Origin of the sequence: Mycobacterium colombiense (assembly GCF_001953985.1) — a bacterium.
Classification (GTDB): Bacteria; Actinomycetota; Actinomycetes; order Mycobacteriales; family Mycobacteriaceae; genus Mycobacterium; species Mycobacterium colombiense_B.
Map to the genome: position 1 here is coordinate 282,285 of NZ_MBEI01000058.1, position 13,769 is coordinate 296,053.

At 68.9% G+C, this 13,769-nt stretch carries 14 protein-coding genes; 9 read left to right on the forward strand and 5 right to left on the reverse strand.

The window, feature by feature from the left end; translation table 11 throughout:
* Positions 1-106 precede the first annotated feature (106 nt).
* Positions 107-409: a DUF4193 domain-containing protein gene (locus A5732_RS18625; RefSeq protein WP_036468275.1), complete on the forward strand. Its 303-nt coding sequence runs from the start codon at positions 107-109 to the stop codon at positions 407-409.
* A gap of 5 nt (positions 410-414) precedes the next feature.
* Here A5732_RS18625 and A5732_RS18630 read toward each other — a convergent pair whose 3' ends face one another.
* Complete coding sequence (locus A5732_RS18630) at positions 415-900, reverse strand: DUF3093 domain-containing protein (protein WP_064951785.1); 486 nt, start codon at positions 898-900, stop codon at positions 415-417.
* Between the two features lie 25 nt (positions 901-925).
* Here A5732_RS18630 and dut point away from each other — a divergent pair, with 25 nt between their 5' ends.
* Together dut and A5732_RS18640 are read left to right on the forward strand one after the other, a co-directional pair.
* Positions 926-1,390: a dUTP diphosphatase gene (gene dut / locus A5732_RS18635; protein ID WP_007774869.1), complete on the forward strand. Its 465-nt coding sequence runs from the start codon at positions 926-928 to the stop codon at positions 1,388-1,390.
* Positions 1,390-2,163 carry a DUF3710 domain-containing protein gene (locus tag A5732_RS18640; RefSeq protein WP_371915827.1) on the forward strand — a complete coding sequence of 258 codons (774 nt, stop codon included), beginning with the start codon at positions 1,390-1,392 and terminating at the stop codon, positions 2,161-2,163. Before dut ends, A5732_RS18640 begins: the two co-directional genes overlap by 1 nt.
* A gap of 5 nt (positions 2,164-2,168) precedes the next feature.
* On the opposite strand, the gene A5732_RS18645 is transcribed toward A5732_RS18640, so the two are convergent.
* Positions 2,169-2,867 (reverse strand): hypothetical protein, encoded by a 699-nt coding sequence (locus A5732_RS18645; protein WP_076103039.1) that lies wholly within the window; start codon positions 2,865-2,867, stop codon positions 2,169-2,171.
* A gap of 137 nt (positions 2,868-3,004) precedes the next feature.
* On the opposite strand from A5732_RS18645, the gene A5732_RS18650 reads away from it, so the two are divergent.
* Entirely contained in the window at positions 3,005-3,373 is a 369-nt protein-coding gene (locus A5732_RS18650; protein WP_076051846.1) for an OB-fold nucleic acid binding domain-containing protein, read from the forward strand.
* 53 nt (positions 3,374-3,426) lie between these two features.
* Positions 3,427-4,083 carry a DUF3159 domain-containing protein gene (locus tag A5732_RS18655; RefSeq protein WP_065050659.1) on the forward strand — a complete coding sequence of 219 codons (657 nt, stop codon included), beginning with the start codon at positions 3,427-3,429 and terminating at the stop codon, positions 4,081-4,083.
* Here the strand turns inward: A5732_RS18655 and A5732_RS18660 are convergent, their stop codons facing one another.
* Positions 4,084-4,761 (reverse strand): potassium channel family protein, encoded by a 678-nt coding sequence (locus A5732_RS18660; protein WP_064951782.1) that lies wholly within the window; start codon positions 4,759-4,761, stop codon positions 4,084-4,086.
* 28 nt (positions 4,762-4,789) lie between these two features.
* Positions 4,790-5,455: a potassium channel family protein gene (locus A5732_RS18665; RefSeq protein WP_120312186.1), complete on the reverse strand. Its 666-nt coding sequence runs from the start codon at positions 5,453-5,455 to the stop codon at positions 4,790-4,792.
* 126 nt (positions 5,456-5,581) lie between these two features.
* Here A5732_RS18665 and A5732_RS18670 point away from each other — a divergent pair, with 126 nt between their 5' ends.
* From A5732_RS18670 to dxs, 4 genes are all read left to right on the forward strand, one after another.
* Positions 5,582-7,576 (forward strand): APC family permease, encoded by a 1,995-nt coding sequence (locus A5732_RS18670; RefSeq protein ID WP_065127089.1) that lies wholly within the window; start codon positions 5,582-5,584, stop codon positions 7,574-7,576.
* The gene (locus A5732_RS18675) at positions 7,573-8,796 is read left to right on the forward strand and encodes a class I SAM-dependent RNA methyltransferase (protein WP_436971833.1); all 1,224 of its coding nucleotides are present in this window, start codon (positions 7,573-7,575) and stop codon (positions 8,794-8,796) included. The genes A5732_RS18670 and A5732_RS18675 overlap by 4 nt, the downstream gene beginning before the upstream one ends.
* Before the next feature lie 220 nt (positions 8,797-9,016).
* Positions 9,017-10,489 carry a cation:proton antiporter domain-containing protein gene (locus A5732_RS18680; protein ID WP_076103040.1) on the forward strand — a complete coding sequence of 491 codons (1,473 nt, stop codon included), beginning with the start codon at positions 9,017-9,019 and terminating at the stop codon, positions 10,487-10,489.
* 53 nt (positions 10,490-10,542) lie between these two features.
* On the forward strand, positions 10,543-12,468 hold the full coding sequence (gene dxs, locus A5732_RS18685) for a 1-deoxy-D-xylulose-5-phosphate synthase (RefSeq protein ID WP_076102966.1): 1,926 nt from the start codon (positions 10,543-10,545) through the stop codon (positions 12,466-12,468).
* Here dxs and A5732_RS18690 read toward each other — a convergent pair.
* Positions 12,465-13,769: an HRDC domain-containing protein gene (locus A5732_RS18690; RefSeq protein ID WP_076102967.1), complete on the reverse strand. Its 1,305-nt coding sequence runs from the start codon at positions 13,767-13,769 to the stop codon at positions 12,465-12,467. The genes dxs and A5732_RS18690 overlap by 4 nt on opposite strands.

Sequence of the window (13,769 nt, forward strand, 5' to 3'; positions counted from 1 at the left end):
TCACACCTTAATGGGCCGGGATACGGGCACGAATCGTTTGGTGGATGCGTTCGACGCTGGTACAAAGCGATGCTTGGATAACGAGGGCATGTGAGGGGATAGGGCAATGCCTACCGACTATGACGCTCCACGGCGTACCGAGACTGACGACGTTTCGGAGGACTCGCTGGAGGAGCTCAAAGCGCGACGGAACGAGGCGGCTTCGGCCGTCGTCGATGTCGACGAATCTGAATCCGCAGAGAATTTTGAACTCCCTGGTGCCGACCTGTCTGGCGAAGAACTGTCGGTGCGTGTGATCCCGAAGCAGGCCGACGAGTTCACCTGCTCGAGCTGCTTTTTGGTGCAACACCGCAGTCGGCTGGCGAGCGAGAAGAACGGCGTGATGATCTGTACCGACTGCGCGGCCTGATCGGATCAGCTGCGCAATGCCGACAGCACCCGCTCGGGGTGACGGCAGCTCACCAGCCAATACGGCGTCGGATCGTCCGGATCGTCGAGTACCGCCAGGATCATCGGCCCCACCCATGCCCTGTGAACCACGTACGCCGCCGGGTCGAGTTGCCGGCCCAAGGCGGCGGACTTGGCCGAGGGCGCTATCTCGGCGGACCGGGAGATCACGGTGACTGGCAGATGCGCCTGGCCGGCCCACAGCTGCACCTCGCCCGGCGCCGCCGGGTCGGCGGTGACCCGGATCTCGATGCGGCCCAGCCACAGCAGCGCCGCGGCCGCAACCGCGAACAGCGTCGCGTACGGCCACCAGGACGACTGGCGGGTGACGCCCATGTTGAATTCGAAAGCGATGATGCCGGCCAGCGCGAAGGCCGGTGGCCACCACCACCACGGAACCCACAATCGTTCGCGATACCGCACGTTGTGCGGCGCGACGCGCGTATCGGACACGCAGTCAAGGGTAGTCTGTGGCCCCGTGTCGACCAGTCTGGCCATCGTCCGTCTTGACCCCGAGCTTCCGCTGCCCAGCCGTGCCCACGAAGGCGACGCCGGGATCGATCTCTTCAGCGCCGAAGACGTCAAACTGGAACCCGGGCGGCGCGCCCTGGTGCGGACGGGGGTCGCTGTCGCCATCCCGTTCGGAATGGTCGGCCTGGTGCATCCACGCTCGGGATTGGCTGCGCGAGTTGGGCTTTCGATCGTCAACAGCCCGGGTACCATCGACGCGGGCTATCGCGGCGAGATCAAGGTTGCGCTGATCAACCTGGACCCGACCGAGCCGATCGTGGTGCACCGCGGCGATCGCATCGCCCAGTTGTTGGTGCAGCGAGTCGAATTAGTGGAGTTGGTCGAGGTGTCGTCGTTCGACGAGGCCGGGCTGGCCGAAACATCCCGTGGCGATGGTGGTCACGGTTCCTCCGGCGGACATGCGAGTTTGTGATGGCATTCGGTAAACGCACACCCAAAGACGACGACGCCTCCGGCGCCGGCACCTCTGCGGCCGATGAGGCCGCTGCTCCCGACGCCGCCGAGCCGGCCGCCGAAGAGCTCGAGGGCCCGTTCGACATCGAGGACTTCGACGACCCCGCGGTCGCGGAGCTCGCGCGGCTCGACCTGGGCTCGGTGCTGATCCCCATGCCGGAGGCCGGCCAGCTGCAGGTCGAGCTGACCGAAACCGGTGTGCCGAGCGCGGTCTGGGTCGTCACGCCCAACGGACGCTTCACCATCGCCGCCTACGCCGCGCCCAAGACCGGTGGCCTGTGGCGCGAAGTGGCCGGCGAGCTCGCCGAATCGCTGCGCAACGACTCGGCCCAGGTCAGCATCAAGGATGGCCCGTGGGGTCGCGAGGTGGTGGGCACCGCGACGGGAGTGGTGCGCTTCATCGGCGTCGACGGTTACCGCTGGATGATCCGCTGCGTCATCAACGGCCCGCACGAGACGATGGAGGCTCTGGAGCAGGAGGCGCGGGCGGCCTTGGCGGACACCGTGGTTCGGCGTGGCGACACGCCGCTTCCGGTGCGCACACCGCTGACAGTGCAACTGCCCGAGCCGATGGCGCAGCAGCTGCGCGAGGCCGCCGCCGCGCAACAGGCCGCACAGCAGGACAACGCCCAACAGGTCGAGGGGCAACAGGCGCCGGCCAACGAGCCGGCCGCGCGCCGCAGCGTCGACGGGTCGGCCATGCAGCAGCTGCGCACCACCACCGGGGGCTGAGCCGGCTACAGGTCGGCCAGCGCGCTCAGGCAGGCCGCCCCCAAGGCGGCCGGGTCCGCGCCGATCTGATCCAGCGTCACCGTCCGCAGCGCAGCGCGCGGCGCCGCGGCGACCCAGTCGAGCCCGGCCTGCAACGGATGGATCGGATCGTCGACCGCGGACACCACGCCCAGCGGCGCGGTCAGCCCGGCCAGCTCGTCGCAGCTCGGCGCGACGTAGGCGGCCGCCTCCTCCATGGCGTCGGGCAGATGCGGCCACTGGGTGCCCCACGACCGGGTCAGCTCGTCGGCCAGCCAGGGCGGGCTGGACGCCCGCATCTGGGTCGTGGTCGCCGCCAGCCCGTCGGCGCGCAACTGTGACGCCGAATACCTCGCCGCAAGCGCCGCGGGCGCGGCCCCGGGCGCGCCCGCCCAGGCGGGCAGCGCGGCCAGCACCGCGACCGTCCGGCCGGGATGGGCCAGCGCCCAGGCGGCCGCCACCGCGGCGCCGATCGAGACCCCGCCCACAGCGATCGGCCCTTGGTGGCCCGCGTCATCCAGCGCCGCCCGGTAGCCCTCGATCAACCGGTCGGGACGCGGCGGCGGGGTCACCAGCAGCGCGCCGAGCTCGGACAACGGGCCGGAAAATGCCCGGTGAACGTAGTCGTCGTCAGAGCCGGTTCCGGGCAACAACACCGTCGTGACACCGCGCAGATCGACCACCACCTCTTGATAGTGCCCCGCCGTTCGGTTGCCCTCCAACACGACGTTTGAGTCGGTTGGCGCTGGGGAACCAAGAGGTCTACGGTGTCCGTTGGCATAAATGGAAGCGTCGAGGCTTATCAGCATTGTCAGGAGTGGCCATGGGGGCCCAAGGGTATCTGCGCCGGCTCACCCGTCGGTTGACGGAGGATCCAGAACAGCTCGACTCGGAGGAACTGTCCGACGAGGTCGCAAGCACCGGTGCGCAACGGGCGATCGACTGCGAGCGTGGCCAAGAGGTCACGATGGTGGGCACGCTCCGTAGCGTCGAGTGCAACGGCAGGGCCTGCGCCGGCGGAGTTCGCGCCGAATTTTTCGACGGCAGCGACACCGTCACGCTCGTGTGGCTGGGACAGCGCCGCATCCCGGGCATCGACTCGGGCCGGACCCTGCGAGTGCGTGGGCGCCTCGGCAAGCTGGAGAACGGAACCAAGGCGATCTATAACCCGCACTACGAAATTCAGCGGTGACCGAGCCCGAAGATCTGGGGGCAACCCCGCGGGAGTCGGCCGCATCGGAACACATGACCTCTAACCGCATCAACCCGGAACGTCTGCTGGCACAGGCAGGCGGGGTCAGTGGTGTCATCTACTCGTCGCTGCCGGTGGTGGTCTTCGTCGTCGCCTCGAGCGTGTCCGGACTGGTTCCCGCGATCGTGGCCGCGCTGGCGGTGGCCGCGCTGATCCTGGTGTGGCGGCTGATTCGCCGCGACTCGCCACAGCCGGCGTTCTCCGGCTTCTTCGGCGTCGCGCTGTGCGCGCTGATCGCTTACGTGTTGGGGGAGTCCAAGGGCTACTTCCTGCTGGGCATCTGGATGTCGCTGGTGTGGGCCGTGGTGGTCGCGGGTTCGGTGCTGATCCGCCGTCCCCTGGTCGGCTACGGGTGGAGCTGGGCCACCGGGCGTGGGGACGGCTGGCGCGACGTGCCCCGGGCCGTCTACGCGTTCGACATCGCCTCGGTGGGCTGGGTGCTGGTGTTCGCCGCCCGGTTCGTGGTTCAGGGACTGCTGTACGACGCCGACCGGACCGGGTGGCTGGCGGTGGCGCGGATCGCGATGGGCTGGCCGCTGACCGTGCTGGCCGCGCTGGCGACCTACGCGGCGATCAAGTCGGCACAACGGGCCATCGCCGCCGCCGGTGCGCCCGCGGTCGACGTGGAACCCGGCGCCGTCACCGACTGATCAGCCGCCGGCCGGGTTGTGGCTGCCCAGTAGGAGCTTCTGCAGGTCCTCTTCCGCCTCGGCGACCGCGACGAACAGCAGCTCGTCACCGCCCTCCAGCGGCTCGTCCTCCTCGGGCACGATCACCCGCGGGCCGCGCAGGATCGTCACCAGCGAGGTGTCCCGCGGCAGTTGCAGTTTGCGCACCGGCTTGCCGCCCCACGGCGTGTCGTCGGGCAGCGTGATCTCGACCAGGTTGGCCTGCCCCTTGCGGAATTCCATCAGCCGCACCAGATCGCCGACGGCGACGGCCTCTTCGATGAGCGACGCCAGCATGCGCGGCGTCGACACCGCCACGTCGACCCCCCAGGCGTCGGTGAACAGCCATTCGTTGCGGGGATCGTTGACCCGCGCCACCACCCGCGGCACCGCGAATTCGGTTTTGGCCAAAAGGCTTAACACGACGTTGGCCTTGTCGTCGCCGGTCGCGGCCACCACCACGTCGAACTCCTGCAGGTGCACCGACTCCAGCAGGCTCAGTTCGCAGGCGTCGCCGAGTCGCCAGTGCGCGGCCGGGATGGCGTCGACGTCGACGTGATCGGGATTACGTTCGATCAGCGTCACATCGTGGCCGTTGCCGATGAGTTCGCGGGTGACCGAGCGGCCGACCGCGCCGGCGCCGGCTACAGCTACTTTCATCTGCGCCGCTCCTCAACGCTCGAATTCATCACAGGTCTTCACTGGGTGGCAGGGCGGCGATGGCCACCGCCTCGGCGGCGCGGCCGGAGATCGCGGCGACATACACCTGGTCGCCGGCCTGGATAACCGATTTGGGTTCCGGCAACACGCCGGCCCCGAAACGGATGAGGAACGCCACCCGGGCGCCGGTGGCCTGCTCGAGATCGGTGACCCGATGCCCGATCCAGTCTTCGTGCAGGACGACCTCGGACACGGCGACCGTGCCGGTCGGATCGCGCCACTTGGCCGTCTCGGTCTCCCGCAGCAGCGCGTTGAGCAGGCGGTCGGTGGTCCACGGCACGGTCGCGATGGTGGGAATGCCCAGCCGCTCGTAGACCTCGGCGCGCTTGGCGTCGTAGATGCGGGCCACCACCCGCTTGACGCCGAACGTCTCCCGGGCCAGCCGCGCCGAGATGATGTTGGAGTTGTCGCCGGAAGACACCGCGGCGAACGCGTCCGCTTCCTCGATGCGGGCCCTCAGCAGCACATCTCGGTCGAATCCCTGGCCCAGCACCCGTTCGCCGGCGTATTCGGGGCTGAGTCGGTTGAACGCGGTGCTGTCACGGTCGATGACCGCGACGTCGTGACCGATGCGGGAGAGCCCGTCGGCGACCGAGGAACCGACCCGGCCGCAGCCCATCACCACTACTCGCAACTTGAGGTCCTCTCGACCGCGTCCTGCGCACTTCACCGGCAACCCACGTCGGCCAGCCGTTTCGGTCGGCGAACATTCTGCTACGAACGCTACCGCCAAACCCGTCTGGGCTTACTCTTGGCTCTCGTGTCCAAACTTTCAACCGCCACCCGTCGGTTGCTTATCGGTCGGCCGTTTCGCAGCGACCGGCTGAGTCACACGCTGCTGCCCAAGCGGATCGCCTTGCCGGTGTTCGCCTCCGACGCGCTGTCCTCGGTTGCGTACGCGCCCGAGGAGGTCTTCCTGATGCTCTCGGTGGCCGGGGTGACGGCGTATGCGCTGACGCCGTGGATCGGGCTCGCGGTGGCCGGGGTGATGCTGGTGGTGGTGGCCAGCTACCGGCAGAACGTCCACGCCTACCCGTCCGGCGGCGGTGACTACGAGGTGGTCACCACCAATCTCGGTGACACCGCCGGGCTCGTGGTCGCCAGCGCGCTGATGGTGGATTACGTTCTGACAGTTGCGGTCTCGACGGCCTCGGCGATGGCGAACATCGGCTCGGCGATCCCGATCGTGGCCCAGCACAAGGTGTTCTTCTGTGTGGTGTCCATCCTGCTGGTGATGGCGCTGAACCTGCGTGGGGTGCGCGAGTCCGGGTTGGCGTTCGCCATCCCGACCTATGCGTTCATCATCGGCGTGCTGGTGATGATCGGCTGGGGTCTGTTCCGGATCTTCATCCTGGGCAATCCGCTGCGGGCCGAATCCGCCGGATTCCAGATGCACTCCGCGCACGGCCAGGTCGTCGGTTTCGCGCTGGCGTTCTTGGTGGCGCGGTCGTTCTCGTCGGGGTGTGCGGCGCTGACGGGTGTCGAGGCGATCAGCAACGGGGTGCCGGCGTTTCAGAAACCCAAGTCGCGCAACGCGGCGACCACCCTGCTGATGCTGGGCGGCATCGCGGTGACCCTGCTGATGGGCATCATCGTGCTGGCCCAGCAGATCGGGGTTCAGCTCGTCGAGGATCCCGCGACGCAACTGGGCGGGGCGCCGAAGGGTTACTACCAGAAGACCCTGGTCACCCAGCTGGCGCAAACGGTGTTCGGCAGCTTCCACATCGGGTTCCTGCTGATCGCCACGGTGACCGCCCTGATTCTGGTGCTGGCGGCCAACACCGCCTTCAACGGGTTCCCGGTGCTCGGCTCCATCCTGGCGCAGCACAGCTATCTGCCGCGCCAATTGCATACCCGCGGAGACCGATTGGCGTTCTCCAACGGCATCCTGTTCCTGTCCGGGGCGGCACTGCTGGCGATCATCGCGTTCCGCGGCGAGGTCACCGCCCTCATTCAGCTCTACATCGTCGGGGTGTTCATTTCGTTCACCCTGAGTCAGATCGGCATGGTGCGGCACTGGACCCGGTTGCTGCGCACCGAAACCGATCCGCGGGCGCGGCGCAAGATGATGCGCTCGCGGGTGGTCAACACGGTCGGATTGCTGTCCACCGGCACGGTGTTGCTGGTGGTCCTGGTGACCAAGTTCGCATCCGGGGCGTGGATCGCGCTGTTCGCGATGAGCCTGCTGTTCGGAATCATGAAAATGATTCACCGGCACTACAACACCGTGAACCGCGAACTGGCCGAGCAGGCCGCCACCCAGGGCGACGTGGTGCTGCCGAGCCGCAATCACGCGGTGGTGCTGGTGTCGAAGCTGCACCTGCCGACGTTGCGTGCGCTGGCCTACGCCAGGGCCACCCGGCCCGACGTGCTGGAAGCGGTCACGGTAAGCGTCGACGACGCGGAAACCCGCGAGCTGGTGCACAAGTGGGAAGAAAGCGATATCAGCGTCCCGCTCAAGGTCATCGCCTCGCCGTATCGTGAAGTCACCCGCCCCGTCCTGGAATACGTCAAACGGGCCAGGGAAGAGTCGCCGCGCACCGTGGTGACGGTGTTCATTCCGGAGTACGTGGTGGGCCACTGGTGGGAGCAGGTGCTGCACAACCAGAGCGCACTTCGACTGAAGGGCCGCCTGCTGTTCATGCCGGGCGTCATGGTGACTTCGGTTCCGTGGCAGTTGAGTTCGTCGGAACGGCGCAAAACCCTGCAGCCGCATGTGGCGCCGGGTGACGCTCGTCGGGGAATCTTCGATTGACCCGCGAATCGGCGCGCGGGCCGCGCGCGACTCCACCCGCCGTGGGGGAGCTGACCCTGACCACCGATGCCCCGGCCAACGGCGGTAGCTGCGTCGCGCACCACGAAGGCCGGGTGGTGTTCGTCCGGTATGCGTTGCCCGGTGAGCGGGTGCGTGTCCGGGTCACCGCGGATCGCGGATCCTATTGGCACGCAGAGGTTATCGAGGTCATCGACGCGGCGGCCGGCCGTATCGCGCCGCTGTGCCCCATCGCCGGGGTGGATGGCGCCGGCTGTTGCGACCTGGCGTTCGCCGACCCCGAGGTGACCCGCACGCTCAAGGCCGAGGTCGTGGCCAATCAGCTCGAGCGCCTCGGCGGGCATGCGTGGAGCGGAGAGGCCGAGCCGCTGGCGGGTTCCGCGCCGACCGGGTGGCGCACCCGCGTTCGGCTCGACGTGGGCCCCGACCGTCGCCCGGGCTTTCACCGGTACCACAGCGACGATCTGGTGACCGACCTGCGTTGTGCGCAGCTGCCGGCGGGCATGCTCAACGGGATCGCCGAGGGCGAGTGGCCGCCGGGCGCCCAGCTGCACGTGGCCGTCGACGACGACGGTGCGCGCCACGTGGTGCGCACGCTGCGGCAGGGCAGGCAGACCGCGACCAAGGTGGTGGAGGGTCGCTACGAGGCGGTGCAGCGAGTGGCCGGGCGCAGCTGGCAGGTGCCGGTGACCGCGTTCTGGCAGGCGCACCGCGATGCGGCGGGCGTGTACAGCGAGCTGGTCGCCGACTGGGCGCAGCTGGGCACCGGCATGCGCGCGTGGGATTTGTACGGCGGCGCAGGCGTTTTCGCCGCGGTGCTCGGCGACGCCGTGGGCCCGTCCGGGCGGGTGCTCAGCGTCGACACCTCGCGCACGTCGACCCGGGCCGCCCGGGTCGCCCTGGCCGATCTGACGCAGGTGCACATCGTCACCGACTCGGTGCGGCGCGCGCTGGCGGCGCAGCGCGGGCGAGCCGATCTGGCGGTGCTGGATCCGCCGCGGGCGGGGGCCGGGCGCGAGGTCATCGATCTGCTGGCCGCCGCCGGCATTCCGCGGGTGGTGCACATCGGTTGTGAGGCAGCATCTTTCGCCCGCGACATCGGGACCTACCTCGGGCACGGTTACACCGTCGAAAAGATCAAGGTCTTCGACGCGTTCCCGCTGACGCATCACACCGAATGCGTCGCGCTGCTGACTCGTTAGGGGTTTCTCGCGGCGACGGGTCCGCTGGCGCTTCACCGCAATGTCGCCCGGGTGAGTCACGACCGGATAGACTGCGTCGCGGTGTGCCGGGAAGTCTGGTCGGCGGTGTCGTTGTCGATCGAGAGGCGCGCGTGCTTAGCATCAAAGAACCGGCCGTGACTGTCGAGTCATGTCGATTGCGTATCCGGTCCGTGCTCACCGGTACTCGGTTGCTGCCGTCGTGAACGAGACTTTTCGTTACGCGCTGTTGGTGTTGTTCTCCAGCGCGCTCGGTTTGGTTGCGGTGTTGGCGAATCGACTCACCGAGCGGGTCAAGATCCCGGTGCCGCTACTCGTGCTGGTCGGGGCTGCCGTCGCGGTGCACGCCGTGCCCGCGGTGCAGCCTCCGTCGGAGCGGATCGTGGAACGGGTCATCACCATCGCGCTGGTGCTGGTGTTGTTCGACGGCGGCATGCACATCGGGCCATCGCGCTTCCGCGCGGCAGCCGTCCCCATCCTGTCGCTCGGCGTCGTGGGCACCGCCCTGACCGCGGCAGGGGCGGCACTAGTGCTGCACTACCTATGCGGAATCAGCTGGTTTCCCGCGGTGCTGGTGGCCACGGCCGTGGCGCCGACTGATCCGGCCGTGGTGTTCTCTGTTCTGGGCAAACGCGAGATCAGCGGCCGCAGCGGCACCATCCTGGAGGGCGAGTCGGGTGCCAATGATCCTGTCGGGATCTCCTTGATGTCCAGCCTGATCGCCGCAGGCGGTCTCAGCGCGGCCGGATTCGCAAGCGTGGGAACACAATTCGCCCTACAAATGGCGGTCGGTCTGGCCGTGGGGGCGCTCGGCGGTCGCGTCCTACTCGCGTTCATGCGTCGCGTCGCGTTGCCGAGCGAGGGCCTGTACTCGCTACGAACGCTGGCATCCTGCCTGATGCTGTACGGCATTGCCACGCTCGCGCACGGCTCGGGATTCCTGGCCGTGTTCGTAGCCGGCATCATGATCGGCGACGCTCGCGCGCCCTACAAGCCGGAGATCAAGCGATTCCACGCCGCCCTGGCCGGTCTGGCGGAAATCGTCGCGTTTGCCGTTCTGGGTTTGACCGTCGATCTCAATGTCCTTGCCCATCCCGATGTGTGGGTTACCGGGCTTGTCCTCGCGGTGGCCCTGACGGTGCTGATTCGGCCGTTGGCGGTGGGCTCCTGCCTGATTCCTGTGCGACTGCAGCGAAACGAACGGGCCTTCATCCTGTTCGCCGGGCTCAAGGGCGCGGTGCCGATCCTGCTGGGCGAGTTGCTGCGCGCCGCGCACGTCCCCAACGCCGAACGCCTGTACGGCGTCGTGGTCGTTGTCGTCATCTTCTCGGTGCTGGTGCAGGGCAGCTCGGTGCCCGGTGTCGCCAGACTGTTGCACCTGCCCATGCGCACGGTGGAGACCCGGCCGTGGGAGATAGGCGTCCGGCTCGCGGACGAGCCGGAGGGGGTCCATCGCTTCAGCGTTGCCAAGGGGGCTGTTATCCAGGGGTGCACGGTCGAGGGTCTCGGTGACCGTGTCGGCGACATCTGGGTGAGCATCGTGGTCCGCACCACGGGTCTGGTCCCGGTGCGGGGCGATACCGAACTCATGGCCGGGGACGAGGTCGTCATCTTGGCAGACCCCGAACTTCACGACACCCTGGCCGAACTGTTCGGCCCCGCGCGGGCGCGGTGAACGCGCGCGCGTTCGTCAGTAGTGTTCCTCGGGGCGCTGCGTAGACTGACTGGATGCTGGAACAGATCCGTGGGCCCGCCGATCTGCAGCACCTTTCCCACCATGAACTTCGCGAACTGGCCGCTGAGATTCGCGAGTTCCTGATTCACAAGGTTGCTGCCACGGGGGGACACCTGGGGCCGAATCTGGGCGTGGTCGAGCTGACGCTCGCCCTGCACCGGGTGTTCGACTCACCCCACGATCCGATCATCTTCGACACCGGCCATCAGGCCTACGTGCACAAGATGTTGACGGGCCGCTCCCACGAGTTCGAGAGTCTGCGCAAGAAGGGCGGCCTGTCCGGGTATCCGTCGCGCGCCGAGAGCGAGCACGACTGGGTCGAGTCCAGCCACGCCAGCGCCTCGTTGTCCTACGCCGACGGCCTGGCCAAGGCCTTCGAACTGAGCGGGCACCGCAACCGGCACGTGGTCGCGGTGGTCGGCGACGGCGCGCTCACCGGTGGCATGTGCTGGGAGGCGCTGAACAACATCGCCGCGTCCGGCCGCCCGGTCATCATCGTGGTCAACGACAACGGCCGCAGCTATGCCCCGACGATCGGCGGTGTCGCCGACCATCTCGCCTCGCTGCGGCTGCAGCCGGTCTACGAGCAGGCCCTGGAGAAGGGTCGCGACGCGCTACGCGCGCTGCCGCTGGTCGGCAAGATCGCCTACCGCGTCATGCACAGCGTCAAGGCTGGCATCAAGGACTCGCTGTCGCCGCAGCTGATGTTCACCGATCTGGGCCTGAAGTACGTCGGCCCGGTCGACGGTCACGACGAACGCGCGGTGGAGGCCGCGTTGCGGCACGCCCGCGGGTTCGGTCGCCCGGTGATCGTGCACGTGGTGACCCGCAAGGGGATGGGCTTCGCGCCGGCCGAGGACGACGAGGCCGAGCAGATGCATTCCTGCGGCGTCATCGACCCGGTCACCGGCCAGGCGACCAAGATCGCCGGACCCGGCTGGACGGCGACGTTCTCCGACGCCCTGATCGGCTACGCCAGGAGGCGCCGCGACATCGTGGCCATCACCGCGGCCATGCCCGGCCCGACCGGGCTGACCCCGTTCGGGCAGCAGTTCCCTGATCGCCTGTTCGACGTCGGCATCGCCGAGCAGCACGCGATGACGTCGGCGGCAGGACTGGCCATGGGTGGCATGCACCCGGTGGTAGCCATCTATTCGACGTTCCTCAACCGGGCCTTCGACCAGATCATGATGGACGTGGCGCTGCACAAGCTGCCCGTCACCATGGTGCTCGACCGGGCCGGCATCACCGGTTCGGACGGCGCCAGCCACAACGGCATGTGGGACATGTCGATGCTGGGCATCGTGCCCGGCATGCGGGTGGCCGCACCCCGGGACGCCACCCGGTTGCGCGAGGAACTCGGTGAGGCGCTCGACGTCGACGACGGCCCCACGGCGCTGCGCTTCCCCAAAGGTGATGTGGGCGAAGACATCCCGGCGATCGAGCGCCGCGGGTCGGGCATCTCGGGCGTCGACGTGCTCGCTTTCCCGGCCGCCGGGTGCAACCACGACGTGCTGCTGATCGGCGTCGGCGCGTTCGCGCCGATGGCGCTGGCGGTGGCCAGGCGGCTGCAGGACCAGGGGATCGGCGTCACCGTCATCGACCCGCGCTGGGTGCTGCCGGTCTCGCAGAGCGTGCTGGAATTGGCGGCCCAGCACAAGCTGGTCGTCACCTGCGAGGACAACGGGGTCAACGGCGGGGTGGGCTCGGCGGTGTCCGCCGCCCTGCGCCGCGCCGACATCGACGTTCCGTGCCGCGATGTCGGTCTGCCGCAGCAGTTCTACGACCACGCCTCGCGCGGTGAGCTGCTGACGGATCTGGCGCTGACCGACCAGGACGTGGCCCGCCGCATCACCGGTTGGGTCGCCGCGCTGGGCAGCGGTGTCGCCGAAGCGGAGATTCGCGAGCACCTCGACTAGTCAGCGGCCTCGGATTCCGTCGGCGGGGCCTGCAACGCCCGGGCCAGAACCGGATCCACCAATTCCCGCTGCCACGGCCGCGCCTGCCCGGCGCGCAGGAACGTTTCGACGGCGTCGAACGGATCGGGTGCGGGCGCCCAGTCCCAGCACAGCCGTCGCACCAGGTCCGGCGAGACCAGGTTCTCGGTGGGGACGTGGACCCGCTCGGAGACCTCGGACAGCGCCGAGCGCGCGGCCTCCAGCCGGGCGGCGGCCTCCGGCTTGCGCCTGCTCCACCGCGCCGGCGGCGGCGGACCGTTCGGCGCCTCGCTGTCCCCGGGTGGGTTCTTGTTCCGCCGCGCCTCGTCCAGCGCCCCCAGCCACGTGGCGGCGCTGCGCCGCTGATTGCGCCCACCGAACACCGGCAGCGCGACGAGCTCCTCGACGGTCGTCGGGTTGGCCAGGGCGGCGTCGATGATGGCCGAGTCGGGCAGGATGCGCCGCGGCGCGATGTCGCGGCGCTGCGCGATCCGGTCGCGCGTCAACCACAGTTCGCGGACCGCGGCCAGGCCCCGCTGATCGCGCACCCGATGGATGCCCGACGTTCGCCGCCACCGGTCCCGCCGCACGGCGGCGCCCGGATCTTTCGTACCCACGTCGCGCAGATAGTCGAATTCCTGTGCGGCCCAATCGGTTTTGCCCTGCTCGGCCAGGACGTCGGCGATCGCGGCGCGCAGCTCGATGAGCAGTTCCACATCCAGCGCGGCGTAGTTGAGCCATTCGGCGGGCAGGGGCCGTTTGGACCAGTCGGCGGCGCCGTGCCCCTTGGCCAGCCCGAAACCCAGGAGCCGCTCGACCATGGTCGCCAGGTTCACGCGTTCGAACCCGGCCAGTCGTCCGGCGAGCTCGGTGTCGTACAGCGCCGGCGGCCGCATGCCCACCTCGGCCAGGCAGGGCAGGTCCTGATCGGCGGAGTGCAGGATCCATTCGTCGCTGCCCAGAACCTCGGCCACTGGCCGCAGGGCCTGCACCGGGTCGGCGCCGTGGCTCACGGGATCGATCAGCACGGTGCCGGAACCGGCCCGGCGGATCTGGATCAGGTAGGCCCGGTTGGAGTAGCGGAAACCCGACGCCCGCTCGGCGTCGACCGCGAACGGCCCATGCCCGCGGTCCAGTCGCTGTGCGGCGGCCTCGATCTCGTGCACGCTCACCGAGATCGGCGGGACGCCCTCGGAGGGTTGCGGCAGCGGGGTGGGGGCGGGGTCGGTGCTTATGTCGCCGGGCGCGCTGCTACCCGGCCCGTCGGCCGACGGTTCGCCCAT